Raw genomic sequence first — 25,295 nt, 5'->3', positions numbered from 1 at the left:
GGCGTCCCGCCGACAGGGCCCCTCAGCCCGGCAGTCCCCCGGGCCACCGCTCCCACCAGCGCTGGTCGGCCTCCAGCTGGGCCGCGAGGGAGACCAGGAGCGGTTCGCTGCGGGCGGGGCCCAGGAGTTGGGCGCCCAGGGGGAGGGAGTCGGGGGTGAGCGCGGCGGGGACGCTGAGGGCGGGCCAGCCCAGTACGTTCCAGGGCCAGGCGTAGGGGCAGTGGGCGATCATCGTGCGGTCGGTCCGCCAGCCGGAGAGTCCCGCCAGCGAGCCGATCAGGGGGGCCGGGGTGGCGGTGGTGGGGGTGAGGACGACATCGAAGCGGCGGAAGACGCGGCCCACATGGCGCCGCAGCGGGCCCTCGGCGGCGCGGGCCGCGCGCAGCACCGGCCCGCCGAGCAGCCGTCCGGTGCGGGCCGCGGCCCGGGTGCGCGGATCGAGCAGGCTCTGGTCGGGCATGCGCAGCGCCCAGGCGCGGATTCCGGCGGTGGCGCGCGGTACGAACGTCAGGCCGATCGGCCCGTAGTGCGGGTCGGCCTCCTCCACCTCGTGGCCAAGCGCGGCGAGCCGTTCGGCCACGGCGCGCACCGCCGCCTCGGCCCTCGGGTCCAGGACCTTGGGGGTGGCGGTGAACGCCCAGCGGGTGGACAGCGCGATCCGCAGCCGCCCCGGGTCCCGGCCGACCGCGTCGCGCACCCGCACGGGCGGCGGCTGGTGGAGGTCCCCGCCGTGGTTGCCGGATGCGGCATCCAGCAGCAGTGCGGCGTCCGCGACGTTGCGCGCGAGCGGCCCGATGACGGTGATGCCGTTGAACGCCTCCGGGTCCGGCCAGGTGGAGACGCGGCCCCGCTGCGGTTTGATGCCGATCAGGTGGGTCCAGGCGGCGGGGATACGGACCGATCCGGCGCCGTCCGAGCCGAGTGCGGCCGGCACCAGTCCGGCGGCGACGGCCGCCGCGGCGCCGCCGGAGGATCCGCCGGGGGTGTGGGCCGGGTTCCAGGGGTTGCGGGTCTCGCCGAAGGCGCGGCCCTCGGTGAAGGGCCACTGGCCCAGTTCGGGGCTGTTGGTCTTGCCGACGATGACCGCCCCCGCCGCCCGCAGCCTGCGCACGACCTCGGCGTCCGCGCGCTTGGGCACGAAGTCGCCCGCGCAGCCGAAGGCGGTCGCCTCACCGGCCACGTCGGTGTCGTCCTTGACAGCGACCGGCACCCCCAGCAGGGGCCGCGCCCCGCCCGTGCGGACGCCTTCCGCCCGGCGCGCACCACCGGAGCGGCGTGCCCCGCCCGCGCGGAGCGCCTCGTCGGCGGCCTCGGCCTCGGCGAGCGCGGCCTCGGCCCGCACCAGGCGGAAGGCGTTGACGGTGCGCTGGGTGGCGCCGATGCGCTCCAGCGCGCGCTCGGTCAGCTCCCGCGCGGTGACCTCGCCCGCCGCGAGCGCCTCGGCCGCCCGGACGAGCCCGGGCAACGGCGCCCCCGCGCCCGCCACTTGGCCACATCCCGTGGCGCCCAGCACTTGGCCGCATCCCGTGGCACCCGCGACTTCGCCACCGCCCGTGGCGCGCGGCTCTTCGGCGGGTCCGGTCTCGGTCGACATAGGCACCTCGCACCCACTCGTCGGTCGCTGCGCCTAATGTCCCCGGCCCGCGCCCGCCGCGAAACCCGCGAGTAACCCGGGGCGCACGGCGCGCGCAGGTTCGCGGGGGCGGCGCGGTGGGCAGTGATGGACGCGGAGACCGTCGGCCCGGGGTGGGATGGGGAGGGCGATGCTGGGGACACAGGCACGGGGCGCGGCAGCACGCAAAGGGGTGGCGGCGGCGGCAGTCGTGCTGCTGGGCGCGGGCGCCGTCGCAGGCTGCCAGCCGGGTACGGGCACGAGCGCCGACGGCAAGCCCATCCGGATATCGAAGATTCCGCAGCAGGCCCCCACGGGCCCGCCTCAGTCCTCCTCCGCGCCGCCCTCGCCGCACACGAGCGCGCCGCCGCGCCCCGCCTACACCCCGCCACGCCCCGCCTCACCGCGCCCGGCAGCCCAGACGGTGCGCATGGCACCGGGCAACCAGGGCGAGCATGTACGTGAACTCCAGGCGCGGCTGCGCCAGTTGGGCCTCTTCAACCGGAACCCGACCGGCTACTACGGCTCGGTGACCGCCGCCTCCGTCTCCGCGTTCCAGGCACAGCGGGGCCTGACCCGCACCGGCAAGGTCACCGACCCCCTGCTGAGCGCACTGCGCTCCCGTACGCACAACCCCGCCCACACGGAGCTGTATCCGCCGACGTCCCGACCGGCGGGCAAGCCGGATCCGCGCTGCCTGACGGGGCGCACGCTGTGCGTCAGCAAGAAGAGCAGGACGCTGAGGTGGATGGTGGACGGGCAGGTGCGCGCGGCGATGGACGTACGGTTCGGCTCGGCCTACACGCCGACTCGCGAGGGCACCTTCAAAGTGGACTTCAAGAGCCGCCACCACCGCTCGACGATCTACGACAGCCCGATGCCGTACGCGATGTTCTTCAGCGGCGGCCAGGCGGTCCACTACTCCTCGGACTTCGCCGCCCGAGGCTACGCGGGCGCCTCGCACGGCTGCGTGAACGTACGCGACAAAACGAAACTCGCGAAGGTCTTCGCCCAGGTACGACCGGGCGACAAGGTCGTCGTCTACAAGTAACGGCCCCACCCCCCGGATCCACCGGGCTCGCCCCGCCCCGCCCCAAGGCCACCTGGCCGCCTCAAAAAAGGGGCGCCGCCCAAAAAAAGGGGGCGCGGGCAGGACCGGGGACTGCAACCCCCCGGGGGACAACCCCCGAACCCCCGGCCGAAAAGACCAGATCAGCCAGCCCGAAGAAAGGGGCGCGGGCGGGACCGGGGGAACGTGTCCCGCCCGCGCCATCGCGCGAACCCAGAGGTACGGGGGGAACCTCGGGCATACCGCGCCGCCGATGACCAGTCGGCTCACTATTCTCAGCGCCGGGCCCCGCGAAAGTGTCACACCCCCCGCTCACCTTCGCGGTGTGGCGCCCGTCACTTGCCGCTCGCGCGGTGCTCCGCGCCGGGCGCACTCGATTCGGCCGGGGCGGACGGCGCACCCGCCGTGCCGCCGGAGCCGCCCGCGGCGCCGCCGCTCGAACCGCCGCCCTGACCGGGGGCGCCGCTGCCCCCGCTGTCGCCCCCGCCCTCGTCGCCGTCACCCGAACCGCCGGACGTGCCGGGCACGTGGGAGCCGCCGCTGCCGCCGCCACCGCCGTGACCGCCGGACTGCTCGCCGCTCTCGCCGCCCCCGCCACCGGGCTTGCCGTAGTGCCCGCAGAACTTCCGCACCACCGCGCGCCCGCCCGCCGCACGCTCCAGCTTGCGGCGTTCCTGCGCGTCCAGTTTGCCGTCGGTGTACGACTTGCACAGGGCGGCGGCGATGGCTTGTTTGTGCGATTCGCTGCCCCGGCCGACGCCGTACTCGCCGCCCGGGTGGCCCGCGCCGTGCTTGTCGCGGCCGTTGCCCTGCCCGCCGTGGCCGGGTTTCGTGCCGCCGCCACCGGAGTCGGCCGGGTCCGTGGAGCCCTCGGAGCCGTCCGGATCCCGGGGGCGCTTGTCGTCCTTGGAGTCCTTGCGGTGCGGGTGTTTGCGGTGTGCGCCGCCCGCCGTGTCCTCGGTGCCCCCGCCGCCCTCGGACTCGTTCGCGCTGCGGTCGCCCTCGGGGCTCGCCGCCGGGGAGATCGTCACGGCCGGGGCGGTGCCGCCGCTGAAGGGGGTGGGCAGTACGCCCGTGCCGGCCGCGACCGCGACGCCGCCGAGCGCGCCTCCGGCCAGGGCGATGGCGAATCCGGCGCGCAGGGGCCTGCCCGCCAGCACGTGGCGCGCGCGGCGGCCGAAGTGACCGCCGCGCGACCGTCTGGTGTCACCGCGCGCGCGTCTGTCGCCGCCGCCCGCCCCGCGCACCGCGCCGGGAACCGGCCCCTCCGGCGCGCGGCCGGATTCGGCCGCGGCCCCGGCCACGGAACCGGCAGCAGGACCGGCAGCGGAAATACATCCGGAACCAGCGCCGGCACCAGAACCGGAAGCCGAAACGGAAACGGAAACGGAATCACCGTCCGGGTCGCCGACGCCGACGGCACCGTCGTGCGGCATGCCGAAGCGGGCGGCCCGGAAGGCGTCCAGCGCGGCGGCCTCACCGGGGAGTTCGACGGCGGTGGTGCCGCGTGCGGCGGCGCGGGGCGCGGCGTGTTCGGCCGCCAGTTCGTCCAGGACGGCGGCGAGTTTGGCCGCCGCCGGGCGGTCGGCGGCGCGGAACCACGCGTCCGAGGGCACGTCCAACGCACCGCGATCTTTACGGTCTTTGCGGCTTTTCGGAGCCTTTCCGGCCCCCTCGCCGTCCGATTCGCCCGCCATGTCCGGCTGTTCGCCGGTCGGGTGACCGGGCTGCCGGACGGAATCCGGGGCGCCGGTGTCCTGGGCATCGACGGGCAGCCTGCGCAGCAGCCGCTCCGCGGTCTCTTCGTCCAGCCAGCCGTACCGGTCGTCCGCCATCACGTTTCCCTCAGCGTTCCCGTGGCGGGATGCGTCACACCGCGCGCCAGTCCCCTGCCCCGGCCCTCTCCTGTTCCGCCACCGGGCTGTGGCGGGAATGCGCCCCTGCCGGAACCCCCCGCGGAATCACCGGCAGCCGACACGGAACCGCCGCTACCGGCCGAACCGGCGGACCCGGCGGACCCGGCGGCTCCGGCCTCGGCCTCGTCGGCGCTCGCGTACCCGCCGGGCGCCGGACCCGGGGACGAGCCCCGGGACGCCCCCGGAGAGGGACGCGGAGAGGGGATCGGCGCCCGCACCGGGGCCGGGGCGGGCGCGGGAGCCGGGCCCGGGGCCGGAACCGAATCCGGGACCGGGTTCGCCACCGGGTCCGGGCCCGGGGCCGGATCCGGCGCATGGCGCAGATCCGGGTCCGGGTCCGGATCCGAGGACGAGGCCGACTCCACACCCCGGCCCGCCCGTGGCACCGCACCGCTCCCGGAGCGGCCTTGCGCGGGCCCGGCGGGATTCCGGGCCGAACCCCCGGCGGGACTCGCGTCCGGGCGCGTATCGGGCCGGGCGCCGGGGCGCGGACGGGCGTCGGGCGCCCCGGCGGACGGCGCGGAACCGGCCACTCCACCTTCACCCGCGTCCGGCCGCCCACCGTCCGACCGCTCCCCCGGATCCGTACCCTCGACAGCCGCGCCCGCGCCACCGCCCGCCCCCGCGCCGCTCTTCAGCTCCGGATTCGGGTCCGCGTCCGACGCCTGGCCCGGATCCTCCGAACCCGGTTCCGGATCCGAACCCGGTTCCGGCGCCTGCTCCTCCAGCAGTTCGGCCAGCTTGCGCAGCCCGCGGTGTGCCGCCGTCCGTACGGCGCCCGCGCGCTTGCCGAGCACCTGGGCCGCGCTCTTGGCGTCCAGCCCGACGACCACCCGCAGCACCACGGCCTCGGCCTGGTCGCGCGGAAGGCGGGAGATGAGCGCCATCGTGCGGCTCGTACCGAGGGCCTCAAGCGCCTCGTCCGCCGTGTCGGCACCGGCCGGGAGCCCCGCCAGTTCGCTCTCGTCCCCGCCGACGGCGGGCCGCCTGCCGCGCATGCGCAGATGATCCAGCGCGCGGTTGCGGGCGATACGCGCCGCCCAGCCGCGGAAGCTGTCGGCGTCCCCCTTGAACCGGGACAGGTCGCGGGCTATCTGGAGCCACGCCTCCGAGGTGACGTCCTCGGCGTCCGCGTCGGGCACGAGGGTGCGCACATACCCGAGCAGACGCGGGTGCACGGTCCGGTAGACGGTACGGAAGGCGGGCTCGTCCCCCTCCCGCGCCGCGCGTACCGCAGCGGTCAGCTCCGCGTCGTCCCCCTGCACGCCCTTGTCTCGCCCCACTCCGCGAAGGTGTCTGTGCCGTACGCCTCGCCACGGGTCGGGTCCCCCGGGGCGGATGCGAGCAGCACGCTAAAGCCAAGTGTGCACGCTCGTCCATGCCGGAGGGGTGGCCAGGGGCAGGCGGTGTGCGGTGGGTGAGGAGTGGCGGGCGCTGTGTGAGGTGCGACGGGCGGCGGCCGGGACACGCTCGCTCACCTGCGGTGGCGCGGTGGGTAACACAATGCGGGGCGGCAACGCTGAGGGGAGTACGGGCAAGCCGCTGGCGTAGTGCGCCCGTGACCGACGACGGCCGGGGTCTCTCCTGTGGGGGGTGGCGACCCCGGCCGTCTTCGCTGTTTCCCGCTCCGAACTGGTCAGGGGATCGACCGCTCTTGGTGCCGGCCCTCGTGTCAGCTCTTGGTGTCAGATCTCGGTGTCAGCCGCCGTAGAGGTGCGTCCGGGGCAGCCAGGCGTCGCAGCCGTCGTCCGGGTGCGGGCGGGCGGCCACCGGCCGGTGATCGGAGCCCCGCCGCGGACGGCGTGCACCTTCAGCGCCGTCAGCGGGTCGGCGATCCGCCAGAAGGCCCCGCTGCCCCGGACGGGCCCCTCGGGCCTCTGCCCGGAATTCCTCCCGGACCTCTGCGCGGAATGGCTCCCGGACCTCTGCCCGGAAGGGCTCCGTGGGGCCTCTGCCCGGAAGGGCGGCCCCCTCAGAAGGCCCGCAGGTAGACCCGCGCCCGTTCCTTCTCCAGGGGCTGGGTGAAGATCTCCCAGTACCCCACCCGGGCCTTCTTGTTGCCGGTGCAGGGCGGGCAGCTGGAGCCCTTTCGTACGCCCTTGACGGTTTCGGGCTCGGGCAGTCCGAGGTGCCCGAAGGGGGCCGCGGCTCCTGTGCCGGAGTCCGGGGCGCTGTCGGGGCCCGGTTCGGCCAGGGGGGTCTCCAGGTCCAGCTTTTCGGCGAAGGGCGGGAGTTGGCGGGAGGGGAGCTGGAAGGAGAGCAGCAGGATGTCCTCCCGCGGGTTTTCCTGCCATGCCGCCCGCCGGCGCTCCGCCCCGTCGGGGATCTCCAGCCCCATCTCGCGGCTGACGTCGTGTGCCGTGACGTCCTTCTTCCACTCGGGGCCGAACCGGGACGGCCCGCCCACGCGTTCGTCGGCGACCGCGCTGCCGCCGTTGTTGTGGCCGGGAAGCGAGCCCAGCACGGCGGTCGGCGCGGCAAGTGCCAGCACGGCGAACGCCAGCACGGGGAGTGCCGCCGAGGGAAATCTCTTCCAGTTCGTCCCTGCCATTGCGCATGCCGTCCCAGGTCGGTTCGTGCCGCGATCCGTCGGACGTCATACGTCTGTGGTTCGTGGACAGTTCAACGGCCCGGGCAAGCGCGCGCGTGGGCGCATGCGGCGGTATGTCCGGCGCGGAACGTACGGCACGGTACGTACGGCGGGCCACGCGGCGGAACATACGGCGGGGCGCCGGAGTGCCGCCCGTAGCGGCCTCTCCGGCGCCCCGCCGTCCGCGCCGTTCCGGCGCTCACCGCGTCCTCAGTGCCCCCGGCTCACGTCCTCGGTCCGCCCGGTCCACGCCTCAGTCCACCCGGTTCACGAGGGACACGAAACCGCTCCAGGATTCCTTCGGCTTGCGCGGGTCCCACAGTTTCTGGGCCGTCGCCGCGAGGGGCAGGCGGATGCCCTGGGCCACCTGCCCTTGCGTCTGGGCGCCGGCGATGTCGCCCCACACCGCGAACCGGCCGCCGAGGATGTGTTGCGGGCCGGCGTAGCGGGACGGTACGGGCTTGGTGCCGCGTACGACCGCCGGGGTCCACCGCTCGTAGATGCGCTGTCCGGTCGGGTAGGCGAAGTCGTTGGGCTGGCCCAGGACGTAGTACAGGTACTCGTCGTTGAGGTTGACGACCTTCCAGCCCTCCTTCAGGTATTCCTCGGGCGGGCGGACGCCGGCCTCCTTGCCGGTCCAGTAGTTCACCTGGCGGTGCCGGGAGGGTTTGACGACGCCGCCGCGGTGCATGCCGTCGTTCCACAGCTGCGGGGTCTTGCCCTGGCCGCGCACGGTCTTGGCGCGGTCGTTGAGCCAGGCGGTGGTCAGGTCCTGGACGCGGGCGTCCTTGCCGTAGCGCTCGCGGGCCCTCTTGGCGAGGCCGGGGTAGGTGGCCTCGGGGTCTTGGGCCATCAGCGCCTGGTACTCGTCGCCGCCCAGGTGCGTGTACGTGCCGGGGAACAGGTCCCCGTACTCCTTCAGCAGGTCGTCCACGATCTTGGCCGCGCGCGGGTTGCCGATATCGACGGCGCCCCGCGGCGTGGCACCGGAGGCGCTGCGCAGCTGGAGGTCGGGGTGTGCCTTGATGACGGCGCCGAGGTGTCCCGGGGAGTCGACCTCCGGGATGACGGTGATGTGCCGGGAGGCCGCCAGCTTGACGATGCGCCGCACCTGCGCCTTGGTCAGGTGCGGATCGGAGACGACCTCGGGGTGGGTTTCGCTCTCGACGCGGACGGCCTGGTCGTCGGAGAGGTGGAGCTGGAACTGGTTGAGCTTGAGGTCCCCCATCTCGCGGATGCGGGCCTCGATCCAGTCGGCGCTGAAGGGTTTGCGGGCGATGTCGAGGGAGAAGCCGCGCTGCGCCCGGTCCGGCTTGTCGTGGACGGTGCCCTCGGCGAAGCGGTGCTGGGCGCGGTAGGTCTGGAGAAGGGTGCGGGTGCCGTAGAAGACACCGGCGTCGCCCGCGCCCGTGATGGTGACCGTGCCCGCGCGGCTGGTCAGCGAGTAGCTCTCGCCCCCGCCCTTGCCGCCGCGCTTGAGTTCGATGTCCCCGGTGCGGGCGGGGCCTTGGGCCGTCTTGACCTTCAGTTCGGAGGCGAGGAGCTTGGCCTCCCCGGCCAGGGAGGCGGTGTCGGTGACGACGCGGGTGTAGCGGGTGCGCTCCCAGCCGGGTCCGCGTACGGCTTTCCAGTCGCGTACGGCGGGCACGGCGGAGGGCGCGGGGCCCGTCCGGTCCGGCCCCTTGGGGGGCGGCGGCTGGAATCCGGACCCGGACTTCGAGGCGGAGCCGGAGGGCCGCGCCTGCTTTCCGCCGCCTCCGCCGTTGTCGCCGCCGCAGCCGGTCAGGGTGAGCAGGCCGCCCAGCGCGAGAGCGGTGACCATCACCGTGGACCGGCCGCGGGTCCGAGTCCGGGTGTCCCGGCCCCGGCTCCGGCTCCGGCACGGGCACTGGCCCCCCTCCGCGGCCCGGTTCCGTCCGCCGTCCCGGTCAGCCCGTGCCGTCTCTTCCGTCCACTCCGCCCGCTCCGTCACGCTCGCTCGTCCCGCCCCTTCCGTCCGCCCGGACCCGAACCGTCCCGCCCGCCGGCGTCCTGCCGACTGTCCGGGCATTTCCGACCAATTTCGTCCCATGCGAATACGGTATTTCCCTTTTCCGACCCTTCACCGTCAGCTATGCGCTCACCAGCGTTCCCTTCCGGGTGAAAAACACGATTCGGACGGCCGAACCTTCCAGGCGCATGGCTACGGTGACGAGACTCCCACACGACCTTCACACCCCTCCCCGGAGCAGATGAGCCACCCCATGAGGCAGTGCGGACAGGTGACCTCTCCGGCCACCACACCCCTCGACGGGCTCAACGCATCGGCCGTACACACCGCCGAATCCCTCCTCCTCGGCTGCTGCCGAAGCCTCCGCTGGGCCAGGCGTCTCGCCGCGCACCGCCCCTACCCCGATGTGGAGGCGCTGCTCGCGGCGGCGGACGAGGCCGGCTACGACCTGGAGGCCATGGACCTCCACGAAGCGCTCGCCGGGGAGCCGGCGCCGCACCCCCTGGGCGAGCCGCGACTGGGGACCCTCGCGGCGCACACGGCCCTGCGTGCCGCACAGGCCGCGTACGAACGCAAATTCGGGCACGCGTTCGTCGTCTGCCTCGACGGGTGCGGGCCCCGGGAACGCCTCGACCACACCCTCGCGGCGCTCCGCGAGCGGCTCGGAAACGAGCCGGAAGAGGAGTGGGTCGTCGCGGCCGACGAACTCCGCCGCCTCGCCCGAGCCCGCCTCACCCGCCTGACCGCCACCGGCTCACCCTGACCCCTGGCCCGCCCTTCCACCGTTTCTCCGCAGGCTCCACCCCCGAGCCCCCGGTCCCCCCCGGTCCTCAAGCGCCGGAGGGGCTGATTCCAGCCCGTCCGGGGGCACCTCCCGGCCGGAGGCTGGGCGAGGGTCTGACAGCGACGACGCGCAGGACAGACCCACCCGGCGCGAATGCGCCGACCCCGCGTCGCTACGATGACGGATGGCCGGTGGACCGTACCCGGCCGGGCCCGCCCGACCTACCGAAGCCGGCAGGCCCCAATATCCGCTCCCGGAGGGTTATTCCGTGCCGGCTGGAACGCTGTACCGCGGCCGGGAAGGAATGTGGTCCTGGGTGGCTCATCGAGTCACCGGCGTCCTCATCTTCTTCTTCCTGTTCGTGCACGTGCTCGACACCGCTCTCGTGCGTGTCTCACCCGAGGCGTACGACGACACCGTCGCCATCTACAAGACTCCGCTCGTCAACCTGATGGAGTACGGCCTGGTGGCCGCCATCCTCTTCCACGCGCTCAACGGCCTGCGGGTCATCGCCGTGGACTTCTGGTCGAAGGGCGCGAGGTACCAGAAGCAGATGCTGTGGACCGTGCTGGGCGTCTGGATCGTCCTCATGGCCGGTGCCTTCTACCCGGTGCTGCAGCACACCCTGCGCACGCTGTTCGGGAGCTGATGAGTGATGTCGACTACCGAGACCGCCAAGACGGCCGACGCCTCGGGTGAGCCCACCGGCCCCCAGGACGAGGTGGCGCTGTACGACGTGGACCACCCCGCGCCCGTCATCGAGCCGCCGCGCGCGCGGACCGCGAAGACGCCGAAGGCCAGCCGCGGCAATTTCGAGATGCAGACCTGGCTGTTCATGCGGCTGTCCGGCATCGTGCTCGTGGTCCTCGTCCTGGGCCACCTGCTGATCCAGCTCGTGCTGGACGGCGGCGTCAGCAAGATCGGCTTCGCGTTCGTGGCCGGCCGCTGGGCCTCGCCGTTCTGGCAGGTGTGGGACCTGGCGATGCTGTGGCTGGCGATGCTGCACGGCGCCAACGGCCTGCGCACCGTCATCAACGACTACGCGGAGCGGGACAACACCCGCTTCTGGCTGAAGATGCTGCTCTACACGGCGACCGTCTTCACCGTCCTGCTGGGCACGCTGGTGATCTTCACCTTCGACCCGAACATCCGCTGATCCCCCCGGGACGAGAGCACCCGGCAGGACACCGCGAGGGAATCCGAGAGACCTCATGCAGATCCACAAGTACGACACCGTCATCGTCGGTGCGGGCGGCGCCGGCATGCGCGCGGCCATCGAGTCCACCAAGCGCAGCCGTACCGCCGTGCTGACGAAGCTCTACCCCACGCGCTCCCACACCGGCGCCGCGCAGGGCGGCATGGCCGCGGCCCTCGCGAACGTCGAGGAGGACAACTGGGAGTGGCACACCTTCGACACGATCAAGGGCGGCGACTACCTGGTCGACCAGGACGCCGCCGAGATCCTGGCGAAGGAGGCCATCGACTCCGTTCTCGACCTGGAGAAGATGGGCCTGCCCTTCAACCGCACCCCGCAGGGCAAGATCGACCAGCGGCGGTTCGGCGGGCACTCGCGCAACCACGGCGAGGCCCCGGTGCGCCGCTCCTGCTACGCGGCGGACCGCACGGGCCACATGATCCTCCAGACGCTGTACCAGAACTGCGTCAAGGAGGGCGTGGAGTTCTACAACGAGTTCTACGTCCTCGACCTGCTCCTCAACGAGGACGAGGGCGTCAAGAAGACCGCCGGTGTCGTCGCCTACGAGCTGGCCACCGGCGAGATCCACATCTTCCGGGCCAAGGCCGTCGTCTTCGCCTCGGGCGGCAACGGCAAGTTCTTCAAGGTCACCTCCAACGCGCACACCCTGACCGGGGACGGCCAGGCCGCCGCGTTCCGGCGCGGGCTACCGCTGGAGGACATGGAGTTCTTCCAGTTCCACCCGACCGGCATCTGGAAGATGGGCATCCTGCTCACGGAGGGCGCCCGCGGTGAGGGCGGCATCCTGCGCAACAAGGACGGCGAGCGCTTCATGGAGAAGTACGCGCCCGTCATGAAGGACCTGGCGAGCCGGGACGTCGTCTCCCGCGCGATCTACACCGAGATCCGCGAGGGCCGTGGCTGCGGCGCCGACAAGGACCACGTCTACCTGGACCTGACGCACCTGCCGCCGGAGCAGCTGGACGCCAAGCTGCCGGACATCACCGAGTTCGCCCGCACCTACCTGGGCATCGAGCCGTACACCGACCCGGTGCCGATCCAGCCGACCGCGCACTACGCGATGGGCGGCATGCCCACCAACGTGCAGGGCGAGGTGCTCTCCGACAACAGCACCCCCGTCCCGGGCCTGTACGCGGCCGGGGAGGTCGCCTGCGTGTCCGTGCACGGCGCGAACCGGCTGGGCACCAACTCGCTGCTGGACATCAACGTCTTCGGGCGCCGCGCGGGCATCGCCGCCGCCGAGTACAGCGCGACCGCCGACCACGTGGAGCTGCCGGAGGACCCGGCCAAGTTCGTCCAGGACGAGATCGAGAACCTGCGCGACGCCACCGGCAACGAGCGCGTGGTGGACATCCGCAAGGCGCTCCAGGAGTGCATGGACAAGAACGTCATGGTCTTCCGCACGGAGCAGACGCTGAAGGAAGCCGTCGAGGAGATCGGCGCCCTGCGCAAGCGGTTCCGCAACATCAGCGTCCAGGACAAGGGCAAGCGGTTCAACACCGACCTGCTGGAGGCCCTGGAGCTGGGCAACCTGCTCGACCTGGCCGAGGTCACCGCGGTCTCCGCGCTCGCCCGCAAGGAGTCGCGCGGCGGCCACTACCGCGAGGACTTCCCCAGCCGCGACGACGTCAACTTCATGCGCCACACCATGGCGTACCGCGAGGTGGGCGACGACGGCACCGAGTCGATCCGGCTGGACTACAAGCCGGTCGTGCAGACCCGCTACCAGCCGATGGAGCGTAAGTACTGATGAGCACCGCGACACTCGACAAGAACGACTCCGCCGGTCCCGTGGACTCGGCGGAGAACAGCGCGTCCCACCTGATCACGGTCACCCTGCGCATCCGCCGGTTCAATCCGGAGGTCGCCGAGGAGTCGCGGTGGCAGGACTTCACGCTGGAGATCGACCCGAAGGAGCGCGTCCTGGACGCGCTGCACCAGATCAAGTGGGAGATCGACGGGACGCTGACGTTCCGCCGCTCCTGCGCGCACGGCATCTGCGGCTCGGACGCGATGCGGATCAACGGGCGCAACCGGCTGGCGTGCAAGACGCTGCTGAAGGACATCGGTCCGGAGAAGCCGATCACCGTGGAGCCGATCAAGGGGCTCACCGTCCTCAAGGACCTGGTGGTCGACATGGAGCCGTTCTTCCAGGCGTACCGGGACGTGATGCCGTTCCTGATCACCACCGGGAACGAGCCGACCCGCGAGCGCTACCAGTCGGCGGAGGACCGCGAGCGGTTCGACGACACCACCAAGTGCATCCTGTGCGCGGCGTGCACCTCCTCGTGCCCGGTGTTCTGGAACGACGGGCAGTACTTCGGCCCGGCGGCCATCGTCAACGCGCACCGCTTCATCTTCGACTCGCGCGACGAGGCCGGTGAGCAGCGGCTGGAGATCCTCAACGACAAGGACGGGGTGTGGCGTTGCCGCACCACGTTCAACTGCACGGACGCGTGCCCGCGCGGCATCGAGGTCACCAAGGCCATCCAGGAGGTCAAGCGCGCGCTGATCACGCGGCGCTTCTGACCTCTTCGAGGCCGTCGTATCGCCCCGGCGCCGTCCGCGCCGTGGTTCCGCTTCGCCGACGCCGGGCGGGCTCTGCCGAGTCCGCCCGGCGTCGGCGTCTCCGGGGCCGGGCCAGGGCCGGGCCCGGGCCCGGGAAGACTGGCGCGGGGCTACGGACGGTGGCGGGGCTCTCACCCGATCGGCACTCCCGGATGGTGACGGACCGGCCGCCGGACGAGATTGGTGGCGACGGTGCCCTGCCCCCGCTGGGCATCCCGACCGGAGGAGTTGCCATGCGTATAAGCGCTGCTGTTGCCGCTGTTCTCTTGACCGGTGCCGCCCTGCTGGGCTCCGCCGGTAGCGCCGCCGCCGCCACCGCCCCGACACCAGGACAGGAGCGGGCCGCCGGCAGCGGGACCGCCCTGACCCTCCCGCTCGACCTGCTGGGTCTGCCGTCCCTCTCGATCAGCGCCGGGGGCCGCTGAGCCGGGTGCCCGGGCCCCCTTCGCGGCGCGCCACCCCCTCGTCGGCCCGCTCGTGAGGGGGCCAGGGGCTGGTCGGACAGCCCCTACGCCCGCAGCGATATCCGCCGCCGGACCGGACGGGTGTACGTACGGTCACGTGCATGGCCCATCCCTCAGGGCAGCGGCTCTCCCGCCACCATCCGCTGCGCCGGCGTGACTTCCGGCTGCTGTTCGCGGGGCGCGCCTTCTCCCTCGTCGGCGACGCCGCCTTGCCCGCCGCGCTGGCGCTGGCCGTGCTGCGGGCGACGGGCTCCACTTCGGCGCTCGCGCTCGTCCTCGGCTGCGCGATGGTGCCCAAGCTGCTGCTCCTGCCGGTCGGCGGGGTGATCGCCGACCGGTTCCGGGCCCGTACGGTCGCGCTGAGCACCGATGTGGTGCGGTGCGCGGCCCAGTTGTCCGCCGGGCTCCAACTGCTGGGCGGCGCACCGTCGCTGACGCTGATCTGCCTCGCCGAAGTGGTGGGCGGCGCGGCGTCCGCGTTCGCCATGCCCTGCCTGTTCCCGCTGGTCGCCGGCACCGTCCCGGCCGCGGGGCGGCAGCGCGCCAACGCGCTGATGGCCACGGCGGAGAGCGCGAGCCGGCTCGCGGGGCCCGCGCTGGCCGGTGTCCTCGTCTACGCCGCCGGGCCGGGCTGGGCCTTCCTGCTGGACGCGGCCACCTTCGCGGCCAGCGCGGCGCTGCTGGCGCTGGTGCGGGTCGGCCATGTGCCGCTGCCCCGGCGCTCGTTCCGCGCCGACCTGGCCGAAGGCTGGTCGCAGGTGCGCAGCCGCGCCTGGTACTGGCCCAGCCTGCTCGCGCACGCCGTCAGCAACCTGTGCGTCAGTGTGCTGCTCGTGCTCGGACCCGGGGTCGCCGTGCGGGAGTTGGGCGGCGAGGGTGTGTGGGTGGCCGTCGCCCAGGCGGGCGCGGTCGGCCTCCTGGTCGGCAACCTGGCGGCCTCGCGGGTGCGTCCCCGGCGGCCGGTGCTGGTCGCGAACCTGCTGTGTGTGGGGTTCGCGCTGCCGCTGGCGGCGTTCGCGGCGGCGCCCGGCGCGGGGTACGCGATCGCCGCCCAGGGGGTGGCGATGGCGGGGCTCGGCTTCCTCAACCCCGTGTGGCAGACGACCGTGCAGGACGCGGTGCCCGCCACCGCGCTGGCCCGGGTCACCTCCTACGACTGGCTCCTGTCGCTGGGCGCCATGCCGCTGGGCTACGCCCTGGCCCCGCTCGCCGCCCAGGCATGGTCCCCCGCCGTGCCCCTGGGGGCCGCCGCGCTGCTGGTGGCCGCCGCCGGGCTGGCCGCGGCGCTGATCGGGCCCGTTCGCCGCTTCGAGCGACCGCCCGCGGCGGAACCGGCCCCCGGACCCGGGTCGGATTCCGAGCCCGAGTCCGAGCCCAGCCCCGGCCGGGGCCGCGAGCCTGAGCCCGGACCCGGGAAGGAGCCCGGCCTCGGGAAGGAGGCGGGGGCCGGCGAGGAGGCGGGGGCCGGGGCCTGAGCAGGCGCGGCGGTCGGCGCGCCAGGGCCGGGACCGCGCCCGTCCCGTGCCTGTCGCGTGCATGCCCCGTGCCTGGCGCACCATCGCCCCGGGCTTCGAGGTCACGGACGGGCGGGTCGTATCGTGCGGGGATGGGACGTTGGGGAATGGCGCGGGCCACGGCCGTGGGGATCGTGGCGGCGCTCGCGATGAGCGGCTGTGCCGACGGCGGCAAGGACGACGGCGGGTCGAAGCCCGTGGCGAAACACGGGGCGCGGCTGACGGCGGAACCCACCACCGCACCCGCGGACGAGCACGTCGGGGCCAGACTGTCCGGGCTGGGCTCCCGCACGCGCGTGGTCGTCGAGGCGCGGGCCACCGACCGGGGCGGGCACCCCTGGACGGCGGAGCTGACGCGTACGGCGGACCGCGGGGGCCGGGTCGATCTGACGAAGGACACGGCGGGACTGCTGTCCGGGCTGCGGCCGACCGGCGGGGCCGCGGCGAAGCTGCGCGGTTCGGGCACCACGTTCTCGTACCACCCGGGCCCGCCCGGCACCCAGCGCTCCTACAAGGTGCGGCTCACCGCCACCGCGCTCAGCGGAAAGTACAAGGGCAGGCGGCTGGCGGCCCGTACCCTCACCCGCGAGTGGCTCACCAAGGGCACCACGCACCGCGAGCTGACCGTCAAAAAGGACAAGGTGGCCGGCGACCTCTACCTCCCCGCGAAGGGTTCCGCTTCCGGCTCCGGTTCCGGTTCCGGTTCCGGCCGCGAGAAGGCACCCGTGCTGGTGTTCGGCGGCTCCGAGGGCGGCAACGCGGGCACCTACACGGCGGCGCTGCTCGCCTCGCACGGGCATCCGGCGATGTCGGTCTGCTACTTCCGCTGCGGGTCCGGTTCGGGCCGCCCGAACGCCATCGACATGATCGACCTGGACTACTTCACCCACGCGGGCCGCATCCTGCGCGCGCAGGACGGCGCCGATCCGTCCCGGCTGACGGTGCTGGGCAACTCGCGCGGCAGCGAGGCGGCCCAACTCCTGGGCCAGCGCCGCCCGTCGGTCTTCCGGAACGTGGTGGCGTACGCGCCGTCGTCCAAGGTCAACGGCCCCTACCGCGGCGGCACGGTCGCCTGGGCCGACCACGGCAAACCCATCCCGACCGGCCCGATCCCGCTGAACCACGTGCGCGGCACGGTCCTGGCGGTGGCGGGCGGCAACGACAAGATGTGGGGCTCGGCGGCCTCCGCGCGGGACATGGCGGCACGCGGCGCGAAGAAGCTGGTGTATCCGGACGCGGGCCACCACGTGAACTGGTTCCCCCTCGGCCAGCCCGGCGAGGAGGGTGGCCGCAACGGCGCGGTGTCCGCGACCGCCAAGGCCGACCAGGCGGCCCGCGCCGACTCCTGGCCCGAGGTCCGGAAGCTGCTCGAACGGTAGCCCTCCGGGAGCGGGCCGCCGGAAGGGGGAATGGGGGGCGCGGGGGCGGCGAGTGGGGGCGCGGGAGTGCCCACTGTGTCCGAGTCGGCCGCGCGCAGCGCCTCAGCTCTGCTTGCTGGCCAGGTGGACGAGGGTGACGTCGGATTCGGCGCCCACGCGTACCGGCGGGCCCCAGGCCCCCGCGCCGCGGGTGACGTAGAGCTGGGTGTCGCCGTAGCGCTCCAGACCGGCGACGGTCGGGTTGGCCAGCTCGGCGAGATAGGGGCCCGGCCACAGCTGGCCGCCGTGGGTGTGGCCGGAGAGCTGGAGGTCCACGTCGTGGTCGACGGCCTCGTGGATCATCACGGGCTGATGCGCCATCAGGACGGCGGCCCGGGAGGTGTCGCGGTCGCCGAGCGCCTTGCGGTAGTCGGGGCCCTCGCCCTGCTCCTCGCCCGCGATGTCGTTGACCCCGGCGAGGTCGAAGCCGGGCAGCTCGCGGCGCGCGTTCTCCAGCGGGTGCACGTTCAGCTCGCGCAGGTGCGCGACCCATTCGTCCGCGTTCCCGAAGTACTCGTGGTTGCCGGTGACGAAGTACGCGCCGTGCCGGGAGCGCAGCTGCCGTAGCGGTTCGGCGGCCGGGCCGAGGTCGGCGACGCTGCCGTCCACCAGGTCGCCGACGATGGTGACGAGGTCGGGCTGGGCGCGGTTGATGGTGTCCACGATGCGCTGGGTGTGGGCCTTGCCGAGGATCGGGCCGAGGTGGATGTCGCTGACGACCGCGATGCGGTATCCGTGCGCACGGCGGCCCAGCTTGGCCAGCGGCACGGTGATGTTCTTGAGGGTGGGCCCGTTCAGCACGCTGTAGGCCCCGGCGGCGGTGGTGCCCAGCCCGGCGGCTCCGGCGGCGGTGGCCAGCGTGCGCGCGAGGAAGACCCGGCGGCTGGGGGCGGGACGGCCGGGCGGGGTGGTGCGGGACGCCTCTCCGGCGGACGGGGCTGCTGATGCGGGCGCCGGGGGCGCCGGCGCGGTGACGGCTCCGCCGCCGGCCGGTGCGGGCTCCCCCGCCGGTACGGCGCTCCCGGCGGCTGTCGCGGGGGTCTCACCGGCCGGGGCGGCGGATGCGCCCACCGCTTCCGGCTCCGGTTCCGCTTCCGGCTCCGGCTTCGGCTTCGCCTCCGGCTTCGGTTCCGTACGCGCGGGCTTCGCCGGGCTCCCTGACCGCGCCGCCGAAAGGGCCGGGGCCGGGGCGGGGCCGCGCCGGGATGCCGCCCGCGGCCGGCCCCACGCCGTGCACCGCAGCACGAAGCGGATCAGCTCGGCGGCCAGCAGGGCCAGGGTCAGGTAGAGGACGCAGGCCAGCCACAGGTATCCGGGCCATGCCAGCGCCTGCTGGAGGGCGAAGGGCGCGCCGGAGCGGCTGGTCAGCAGTGTCGCGAAGGTGGTGGCGGGCAGCAGTACGGCGAGCGCCGTGCCCAGGCGGCGCCACCGGCTCCGGGGCCGGGACACGTCGCGCACGAAGCGGCGCCACATGTACAGGTGCGAGCCCGCCAGCACGCCGAGCGCGATCACCGCGACGGCTATGAACAGCACAACCCCCATGAAAGGGTTCCTCCCCCTCGCTCTTCGCGGCCGGCGGTCAGTTCCGCCGGGACGCCCGCAGCCCCCTGATGCCGATCAGACCGATCGCCGATCCCAGCAGGAACGAGGTGATGGCCAGCAGCAGATGGATCCAAAAATAACCCGTCGGATCTCCGGCATCGTCGAACGCCAGCCCGCTGCTGTCTTTCCAGAGATTTTTGACAAACGTGATCCAGACGAACCAGGACCAGACGCCGAAAGCCAGGAGGAACCAGGACACAGGCCGCGACAGCACGAGGCCCCTGGGACGGCCGGGCGCCGTATCGGGGGTGGTCTCGGCGGGGCCCTCTGTGGTGTCTTGCATGCCTTCAGTATGGTCCGGGCGCCCGCACAGACAGGAGGCGGGGCTTCCGGGCGACGTGCGGCGGACCCGGGGGGAGTCGGTGGCGGGCGGTGGTTCCCCAAGAGGAACCAACGGTTCCCCCGTCAGGCCCTTGTGAAGCCCCCAAGTGGAGGGCCTCAGGTGCCACATCCCGTGGATGGGCCTGTACGTTCGCAGGGTGCCCAATTCTTCGCATTATTCAGACCGGTTCCGGGCTCCGCGCCGGGCCCGCATGCTTGCCGGCCTCGCCTGCGCCTCCCTCGCACTCCCGCTGCTGGGTGCCCCCAGCGCGCAGGCCGACGACAAGAACCCCAGCGGCAAGGCCAATGAGCCCCGGCCGCCCGCCCAGATGTCCACGGTCGGCGGATCACAACTCGGCCGCCCCGGTACGCAGGTCAGCCTGAAGGCGGGGGCGCCCAAGCTGCCCCCGAAGCTGACGGCGCGCTCCTGGATCGTCTCCGACGCCGAGTCGGGGGACGTGCTGGCCTCGCACAACGCGCACTGGCGGCTGCCGCCCGCCAGCACACTGAAGATGCTCTTCGCCGACACAGTGCTGCCCAAGCTGCCCAAGACCCGCACCCACAAGGTCCTGGCCTCCGACATGGCGGGCATGGGCGAGGGCAGCAGCCTGGTCGGCGTCCAGGCGGGCGAGAAGTACACCGTGCGCGACCTGTGGCTCGGCGTCTTCCTGCGCTCGGGCAACGACGCGGTCCACGTGCTGGCGGCCATGAACGGCGGCAAGCCCAGGACCGTGACGGAGATGAACGAGCACGCGCGCGCCCTGCACGCCGACGACACCCAGGTGGTCAGCCCGGACGGCTACGACCACAAGGGCCAGGTCTCCTCCGCCTACGACCTGTCGCTGTTCGCCCGCTCCGGGATGCAGAAGGAGGACTTCCGCAAGTACGCCGCCACGGCCACCGCGGACTTCCCCGGCGCGACCGGCAAGAAGGGCAAGCGGGAGAGCTTCCAGATCCAGAACACCAACCGTCTGCTGACCGGCGACGTCGGCATCGACCCCTACCCGGGCATCGCCGGGGTCAAGAACGGTTCGACGACCAACGCGGGCAACACCTTCACGGGCGTCGCCCAGCGCGGCAACCGCGTCCTGCTCGTCACCGTCATGCACCCGGAGGCGACAGTCCCGCACGGCGTCTACAAGGAGACGGCCGAGCTGCTGGACTGGGGCTTCGCCGCGGACGGCAAGGTCGCCCCGGTGGGCAAGCTGGTCGCCCCGGGCAGCCCGGAGGGCGGCGCCGCACACGGCAAGGGCCAGGCGGGCGGCGCCTCCGACGCGAAGGCCGCCGGGCACGCCGACAAACCCTCCGGCGGGATCGGGGTCGCCCTCGGCATCACTGCCGGTGCCCTGGTGCTCCTGGCTCTGGTGGCGTACGCGGTGCATCGTCGCTGGCCGGTTCCGGTGGGGCGGCGTCGCCGTCGATGAGGTCCTTGACCGGCTGTGCGTCCGGGTCCTCGCCGGGGGGCGGGGCCGTGGCCGTCCAGGCGGCGCAGTAGAGCAGCAGCCGGGTCATGAAGCTGATCCACAGCAGCAGGGCGATGGGCACACCGAAGGCGCCGTAGATGTTCTTGGCGGCTACCCGCTGGAGGTAGCCGCCGAGCAGCAGCTTCAGCAGTTCGAAGCCGACGGCGCCCTGGAGGCAGGCGGCGAGCGTGGCCCGGTGCGGGGGCCGTACGCGCGGCAGGAGCGTGAGGACGTACCAGAGCAGGACGAAGTCGGCGCACAGTCCCGCCGCGTAGCCGGCGCCGCGCAGCAGCACCGTGCCCACGCCGCCCTCGGCGAGCCCGATCCGCTCCGCGACCCAGGTGACGGCGGTGATCGCGAAGGCCGAGCCGCCGAAGGAGATCATCCCGAGGAGGCCCAGGCCGAGCAGGATGGCCAGGTCGGTGCCGCGGCGGAGGAGGAAATTGCCCGGGTCCTCCTCCAGGTCCCACATCGAGCGCAGGCTCTCGCGCAGCGTCCCCACCCAGTTCGCCCCGGTGAGCAGCAGCGCGGCACCGGCGATGCCCCCGACCGCACCCGCGTGGTCCACCAGTGACCGGATGTCGAGCTGGTCGGCGATGCCCGGGACCTGCTGGGCCAGCGTGTGCTGGAGCTTTCTCATCTGATCGGGTGTCAGCAGCGTGGCGCCGATGGCGGCGCCCACGGCGAGCATCGGGAACAGCGCGAGGAAGCTGGAGTAGGTGATGGCGGCCATCGGCCGGGACCACTTGCGCTCGTCGAGGTGTGTGTAGACGCGCCACAGGCGCGTGGTGAAGAACCACGCGATCCACGGCCCGACAAGCGGCAGCCTGGCCAGTCTGTCCATGTGTGCCACCTGCCCCGACGCCGCCTTCCCAGCCCCCGCGACCCTACGGCGTGGCGGCGCCCCGGGCCGTGAGGGGCCCTACAGCGTGGCGGGCGGCCGGGAGACGGGGCGGCGCTGCGCCGGGGGGCGGCAGGCGGCGGGCAGGGCGAACGGGACGGGCGCCGAGGCGGCATCCGAGGACGTCGCGGCACCCGAGGCGGTGGCAGGGCCCGCGGGCGCGGCGTCCGGCGGGGCGGCGGCTCCGGGGACGGGAATGCCGGAGGCCGCGGGGGTGCCGGCGGCCGCGGGGGTGCCGGCGGCGGTGGGGAGGCCGGGGGCCACGGGGGCGCAGGGGGCCATGGCGCTGCTCGGGACCACAGCGGTCACCGGGGCGCCCGCACCGGCGGCCACGTCCGCACCCCCGTCCATCCGCACGTCAGCGTCCGCGGCCACGTCCACGCCAGTGCCAGTGCCACTGTCCACGTCCGCGAAGGAGAACTCCCGGCGCAGCCGCCACACCGCGTCCTCGCCCTGTTCGTAGAGCGCGAAGCCCGAGGCGGTCCACGCGCACTCGAAGTCCGCCAGTTCGGCGAAGGCCCGGTCCATCGCGGACTCGTCGATGCCGTGGGCGACCGTCACATGCGGGTGGTACGGGAACTGCAACTCGCGCACCAGCGGTCCCTCGGCGCCGCGCACCCGCTCCTGGAGCCAGGAGCAGGCCGAGCCGCCCTCCGCGACCCGTACGAACACCACGGGCGAGAGCGGCCGGAAGGTGCCGGTGCCCGACAGCCGTACCGGGAAGGAGCGCCCGCCGCGCGCGACCCGCGCCAGATGGGCCTCGATCGCGGGGCGCGCGTGGGCGGGGACCTCGGTGGGGGGCAGCAGCGTGATGTGGGTGGGGATGCCATGGGCGGCCGTGTCGCCGAAGGAGACCCGCCGGTCCTGGAGCAGTGTGCCGTACGGCTCCGGGACGGCGAGCGATACGCCGAGGGTGACGACCGCTCCGGTGCCCATGTGCTCTCCCTTCCCGCGCCTGCTGACCGCTGCTCTGCCGCTGCTTCGCTGCTCTGCTCTACTCTGCTGTGCTCTGCCGGTCCTGCTGCCTGTGTGCTGCGTGTGCGCCGTCTGCTGCTGCCCCGTCCGGTCCGGCCGGTGCTCAGCGCGGCCCGGGTACGAAGCCCACCTTGTCGTAGACCGTCTTCAGCGTCTCGGACGCGAGGGTCCTGGCCTTCTCCGCACCCTTGATCAGGATCGTGTCCAAGGCGGCGGGGTCGGCCAGATACTCCTGCGTACGGGAGCGGAAGGGCGTCACCCAGTCGGTGACGATCTCGGCGAGATCGGTCTTGAGCGCACCGTAGCCCTTGCCCGCGTACTTCTCTTCCAGTTCCGTGATTCCGGTGCCGGTGAGCGTGGCGTAGATCGTCAACAGGTTGCTGACGCCGGGCTTCTTGTCGGCGTCGAAGCGGATGACGGTGTCCGTGTCGGTGACCGCGCTCTTGATCTTCTTGGCGGTCGTCTTCGGCTCGTCCAGCAGCTCGATGATGCCCTTCGGCGTGGAGGCCGACTTGCTCATCTTGACCGTCGGGTCCTGGAGGTCGTAGATCTTCGCGGTCTCCTTGAGGATGTACGGATCGGGGACCGGGAAGGTGTCGCCGTAGCGGCTGTTGAAGCGCTCCGCGATGTTGCGCGTCAGCTCCAGGTGCTGGCGCTGATCCTCGCCGACGGGGACCTGGTGGGCCTGGTAGACGAGGATGTCGGCGACCATCAGCGCCGGGTAGGTGAACAGGCCGACCGTGGTCTGGTCGGTGCCCTGCTTGGCCGACTTGTCCTTGAACTGCGTCATGCGCGCGGCCTCGCCGAAGCCGGTGAGGCACTCCACGACCCAGCTCAGCTGGGTGTGCTCGGGCACATGGCTCTGGAGGAAGACCGTGCAGCGCTCGGGGTCGAGGCCCGCGGCGAGCAGCTGCGCCGCGGCCATCCGGGAGTTGTCCCGCAGCTCCGCCGGGTCCTTGGGGATCGTGATCGCGTGCAGGTCGACGACCATGTAGAAGGCGTCGTGCGTCTCCTGGAGCGCCACCCACTGGCGTACCGCGCCGAGGTAGTTGCCGAGGTGGAACGAACCGGCGGTGGGCTGGATCCCGGACAGCACGCGAAGACGATCGTTGGCCATGAACCTTATTGTCTCAGGTCCCCCCAGCCGCCTGAGACCCGATTCCGGGTGAGCTGCCGCACGGGCGCGCGGGCCGCGCGGGGAGGACGCGGGGGCCGCCGGGGCCCGTGCGGATCACGCGGGGCCCGCGCCGGGGCGCGGGGTACCGCACGACAGCCGTACGGCACGGCGTAGGCGGCTCGGCGAAGCGCCGTACGCGGCTCGGCGAAGCGGTGCCGACCGGGTGCCGACCGGGTGCGGGGCGGGGTCGGCGGGGCTCGGGCGGAGGGGCTTGCGCGGGTTCGACGGGGTCCGCCGGGAGGGCCCGTGCGAGGGCGAGTGGGGGGGGCGGGCACGGCGGGGCCGCACTGCCGCCTCCGGCGCTTATTTTCTGCATACATCGGACAGCGGACGATAGAAATGTGCCGCCCCAACAGGGCAGGCACGCCGGTATGCAAGAGGAAACGGAGACACCGTGATGTCCACCTCGACCGCCCCCGCGGCAGGCGCCGCGCGCGCTTCGGATGAGCTGATCGCCGCCGCGGACGCGCACAGCGCGCACAACTACCACCCGCTGCCCGTCGTCGTCGCCTCCGCCGAGGGCGCGTGGGTGACCGACGCCGAGGGACGCCGCTACCTCGACATGCTGGCCGGTTACTCGGCGCTGAACTTCGGACACCGCAACCCGCGCCTGATCGAGGCCGCCAAGGCGCAGCTCGACCGGGTCACGCTGACCTCTCGGGCCTTCCACCACGACCGCTTCGCCGAGTTCGCCACCCGGCTGGCGGCGCTGTGCGGCATGGAGATGGTCCTGCCGATGAACACCGGCGCCGAGGCGGTGGAGACCGCCGTCAAGACGGCCCGCAAGTGGGGCTACCAGGTCAAGGGCGTACCGGAAGGCCGCGCCAAGATCGTCGTCGCGGCCGGCAACTTCCACGGCCGTACGACCACGATCATCAGCTTCTCCACCGACGAGGAGGCCCGCGCCGACTTCGGCCCCTACACCCCCGGCTTCGAAATCGTGCCGTACGGCGATCTCGCGGCGCTGGCGGAGGCGGTGGACGAGACCACTGTCGCGGTGCTGCTGGAGCCGATCCAGGGCGAGGCCGGTGTCCTGGTGCCGCCGGACGGCTACCTGGCGGGCGTGCGGGAGCTGACCCGGGAGCGCGGGGTGCTGTTCATCGCCGACGAGATCCAGTCCGGCCTGGGCCGCACCGGTGAGACCTTCGCCTGCGAGCACGAGGGTGTCGTGCCCGACATGTACGTGCTGGGCAAGGCGCTGGGCGGCGGCGTGGTGCCGGTCTCCGCCGTCGTCTCCTCACGCGAGGTGCTCGGCGTCTACCGCCCCGGCGAGCACGGCTCCACCTTCGGCGGCAATCCGCTGGCCTGCGCCGTCGCGCTGGAGGTCATCGACATGCTGGAGAGCGGCGAATACCAGCGGCGGGCCCGCGAGCTGGGCACCCACCTCCACCACGAGCTGGGCCTGCTGCCGTCCGGCGCGGTGCGCGAGGTGCGCGGGCGGGGCCTGTGGGCCGGTGTGGACATCGACCCGGCACTGGGCACCGGCCGGGAGATCTCCGAGTCCCTGATGGCGCGCGGCGTCCTGGTCAAGGACACCCACGGCTCGACGATCCGGATCGCCCCGCCGCTGGTGATCACCAAGGAGGACCTCGACTGGGGTCTGACCCAGCTCCGGGATTCCCTGACCCGCGGCTGACCCGTCCCGGCCTCGGCCTCGGCCTCGGCCTTCCAGGGGGAACCTCTGGGAGGCCCGGCCGTCCCCGATGCCGCTGGGA

Annotated in this window: 19 protein-coding genes and 2 pseudogenes; 11 read left to right on the top strand and 10 right to left on the bottom strand. The window is 73.2% G+C overall.

Annotation, left to right across the window (positions count from 1 at the left end):
* Nucleotides 1-22 precede the first annotated feature (22 nt).
* Nucleotides 23-1,594: an amidase gene (locus ABD339_RS29720; protein WP_344570241.1), complete on the bottom strand. Its 1,572-nt coding sequence runs from the start codon at nucleotides 1,592-1,594 to the stop codon at nucleotides 23-25.
* Between the two features lie 169 nt (nucleotides 1,595-1,763).
* Between ABD339_RS29720 and ABD339_RS29715 the strand changes: the two genes are divergently transcribed.
* Complete coding sequence (locus ABD339_RS29715; RefSeq protein WP_344570240.1) at nucleotides 1,764-2,663, top strand: L,D-transpeptidase family protein; 900 nt, start codon at nucleotides 1,764-1,766, stop codon at nucleotides 2,661-2,663.
* A gap of 353 nt (nucleotides 2,664-3,016) precedes the next feature.
* Here the strand turns inward: ABD339_RS29715 and ABD339_RS29710 are convergent, their stop codons facing one another.
* The 4 genes and pseudogenes from ABD339_RS29710 to ABD339_RS29695 form a co-directional block, all read right to left on the bottom strand.
* Nucleotides 3,017-4,516 (bottom strand): hypothetical protein, encoded by a 1,500-nt coding sequence (locus ABD339_RS29710; RefSeq protein ID WP_344570239.1) that lies wholly within the window; start codon nucleotides 4,514-4,516, stop codon nucleotides 3,017-3,019.
* 596 nt (nucleotides 4,517-5,112) lie between these two features.
* Nucleotides 5,113-5,862 (bottom strand): annotated as a pseudogene (locus ABD339_RS29705) (RNA polymerase sigma factor); the annotation flags it as partial.
* A 707-nt stretch (nucleotides 5,863-6,569) separates the two neighbouring features.
* Nucleotides 6,570-7,148: a hypothetical protein gene (locus tag ABD339_RS29700; protein ID WP_344570238.1), complete on the bottom strand. Its 579-nt coding sequence runs from the start codon at nucleotides 7,146-7,148 to the stop codon at nucleotides 6,570-6,572.
* A 292-nt stretch (nucleotides 7,149-7,440) separates the two neighbouring features.
* Complete coding sequence (locus tag ABD339_RS29695) at nucleotides 7,441-9,009, bottom strand: beta-N-acetylhexosaminidase (RefSeq protein WP_344570237.1); 1,569 nt, start codon at nucleotides 9,007-9,009, stop codon at nucleotides 7,441-7,443.
* A gap of 421 nt (nucleotides 9,010-9,430) precedes the next feature.
* Between ABD339_RS29695 and ABD339_RS29690 the strand changes: the two genes are divergently transcribed.
* The 8 genes from ABD339_RS29690 (at nucleotide 9,431) to ABD339_RS29655 (ending at nucleotide 17,102) form a co-directional block, all read left to right on the top strand.
* Nucleotides 9,431-9,940 (top strand): 2-oxo-4-hydroxy-4-carboxy-5-ureidoimidazoline decarboxylase, encoded by a 510-nt coding sequence (locus tag ABD339_RS29690; protein WP_344570236.1) that lies wholly within the window; start codon nucleotides 9,431-9,433, stop codon nucleotides 9,938-9,940.
* A gap of 289 nt (nucleotides 9,941-10,229) precedes the next feature.
* Nucleotides 10,230-10,610: a succinate dehydrogenase, cytochrome b556 subunit gene (gene sdhC / locus ABD339_RS29685; RefSeq protein WP_344570235.1), complete on the top strand. Its 381-nt coding sequence runs from the start codon at nucleotides 10,230-10,232 to the stop codon at nucleotides 10,608-10,610.
* Between the two features lie 6 nt (nucleotides 10,611-10,616).
* Nucleotides 10,617-11,117 carry a succinate dehydrogenase hydrophobic membrane anchor subunit gene (locus ABD339_RS29680; RefSeq protein WP_344570234.1) on the top strand — a complete coding sequence of 167 codons (501 nt, stop codon included), beginning with the start codon at nucleotides 10,617-10,619 and terminating at the stop codon, nucleotides 11,115-11,117.
* A gap of 55 nt (nucleotides 11,118-11,172) precedes the next feature.
* Nucleotides 11,173-12,927: a succinate dehydrogenase flavoprotein subunit gene (gene sdhA / locus ABD339_RS29675; RefSeq protein WP_344570233.1), complete on the top strand. Its 1,755-nt coding sequence runs from the start codon at nucleotides 11,173-11,175 to the stop codon at nucleotides 12,925-12,927.
* The gene (locus ABD339_RS29670; RefSeq protein WP_344570232.1) at nucleotides 12,927-13,706 is read left to right on the top strand and encodes a succinate dehydrogenase iron-sulfur subunit; all 780 of its coding nucleotides are present in this window, start codon (nucleotides 12,927-12,929) and stop codon (nucleotides 13,704-13,706) included. The genes sdhA and ABD339_RS29670 overlap by 1 nt, the downstream gene beginning before the upstream one ends.
* Nucleotides 13,707-13,978: 272 nt before the next feature.
* Complete coding sequence (locus ABD339_RS29665) at nucleotides 13,979-14,170, top strand: hypothetical protein (RefSeq protein ID WP_344570231.1); 192 nt, start codon at nucleotides 13,979-13,981, stop codon at nucleotides 14,168-14,170.
* A 140-nt stretch (nucleotides 14,171-14,310) separates the two neighbouring features.
* Nucleotides 14,311-15,684 carry an MFS transporter gene (locus ABD339_RS29660; RefSeq protein ID WP_344570230.1) on the top strand — a complete coding sequence of 458 codons (1,374 nt, stop codon included), beginning with the start codon at nucleotides 14,311-14,313 and terminating at the stop codon, nucleotides 15,682-15,684.
* Nucleotides 15,685-15,815: 131 nt separating this feature from the next.
* Complete coding sequence (locus ABD339_RS29655; RefSeq protein WP_344570229.1) at nucleotides 15,816-17,102, top strand: acyl-CoA thioesterase/BAAT N-terminal domain-containing protein; 1,287 nt, start codon at nucleotides 15,816-15,818, stop codon at nucleotides 17,100-17,102.
* Between the two features lie 102 nt (nucleotides 17,103-17,204).
* Here the strand turns inward: ABD339_RS29655 and ABD339_RS29650 are convergent, their stop codons facing one another.
* Together ABD339_RS29650 and ABD339_RS29645 are read right to left on the bottom strand one after the other, a co-directional pair.
* On the bottom strand, nucleotides 17,205-18,683 hold the full coding sequence (locus tag ABD339_RS29650) for a metallophosphoesterase (RefSeq protein WP_344570228.1): 1,479 nt from the start codon (nucleotides 18,681-18,683) through the stop codon (nucleotides 17,205-17,207).
* A gap of 37 nt (nucleotides 18,684-18,720) precedes the next feature.
* Nucleotides 18,721-18,957: an SCO4848 family membrane protein gene (locus ABD339_RS29645; RefSeq protein WP_425576138.1), complete on the bottom strand. Its 237-nt coding sequence runs from the start codon at nucleotides 18,955-18,957 to the stop codon at nucleotides 18,721-18,723.
* Between the two features lie 319 nt (nucleotides 18,958-19,276).
* Between ABD339_RS29645 and ABD339_RS29640 the strand changes: the two genes are divergently transcribed.
* Nucleotides 19,277-20,488 carry a D-alanyl-D-alanine carboxypeptidase family protein gene (locus tag ABD339_RS29640; protein WP_344570226.1) on the top strand — a complete coding sequence of 404 codons (1,212 nt, stop codon included), beginning with the start codon at nucleotides 19,277-19,279 and terminating at the stop codon, nucleotides 20,486-20,488.
* Here ABD339_RS29640 and ABD339_RS29635 read toward each other — a convergent pair.
* The 3 genes and pseudogenes from ABD339_RS29635 to trpS all read right to left on the bottom strand — a co-directional run bounded on the left by ABD339_RS29635 (nucleotide 20,397) and on the right by trpS (nucleotide 23,520).
* A complete protein-coding gene (locus ABD339_RS29635; protein WP_344570225.1) occupies nucleotides 20,397-21,371 on the bottom strand; it encodes a YihY/virulence factor BrkB family protein in 975 nt (324 codons plus the stop codon). The genes ABD339_RS29640 and ABD339_RS29635 overlap by 92 nt on opposite strands.
* 441 nt (nucleotides 21,372-21,812) lie before the next feature.
* A pseudogene (locus ABD339_RS29630) lies at nucleotides 21,813-22,364 on the bottom strand (2'-5' RNA ligase family protein); the annotation flags it as partial.
* Nucleotides 22,365-22,506: 142 nt separating this feature from the next.
* Entirely contained in the window at nucleotides 22,507-23,520 is a 1,014-nt protein-coding gene (gene trpS / locus ABD339_RS29625; protein WP_344570224.1) for a tryptophan--tRNA ligase, read from the bottom strand.
* 457 nt (nucleotides 23,521-23,977) lie between these two features.
* On the opposite strand from trpS, the gene rocD reads away from it, so the two are divergent.
* Complete coding sequence (gene rocD / locus ABD339_RS29620; protein ID WP_344570223.1) at nucleotides 23,978-25,216, top strand: ornithine--oxo-acid transaminase; 1,239 nt, start codon at nucleotides 23,978-23,980, stop codon at nucleotides 25,214-25,216.
* The last annotated feature ends 79 nt before the right edge of the window (nucleotides 25,217-25,295 follow it).

This window comes from Streptomyces axinellae (assembly GCF_039532135.1).
In the GTDB taxonomy this organism is placed as follows: Bacteria; Actinomycetota; Actinomycetes; order Streptomycetales; family Streptomycetaceae; genus Streptomyces; species Streptomyces axinellae.
The sequence above is the reverse complement of the archived record's forward strand: the minus strand, read 5'-3'. Positions and strand labels throughout refer to the sequence as shown.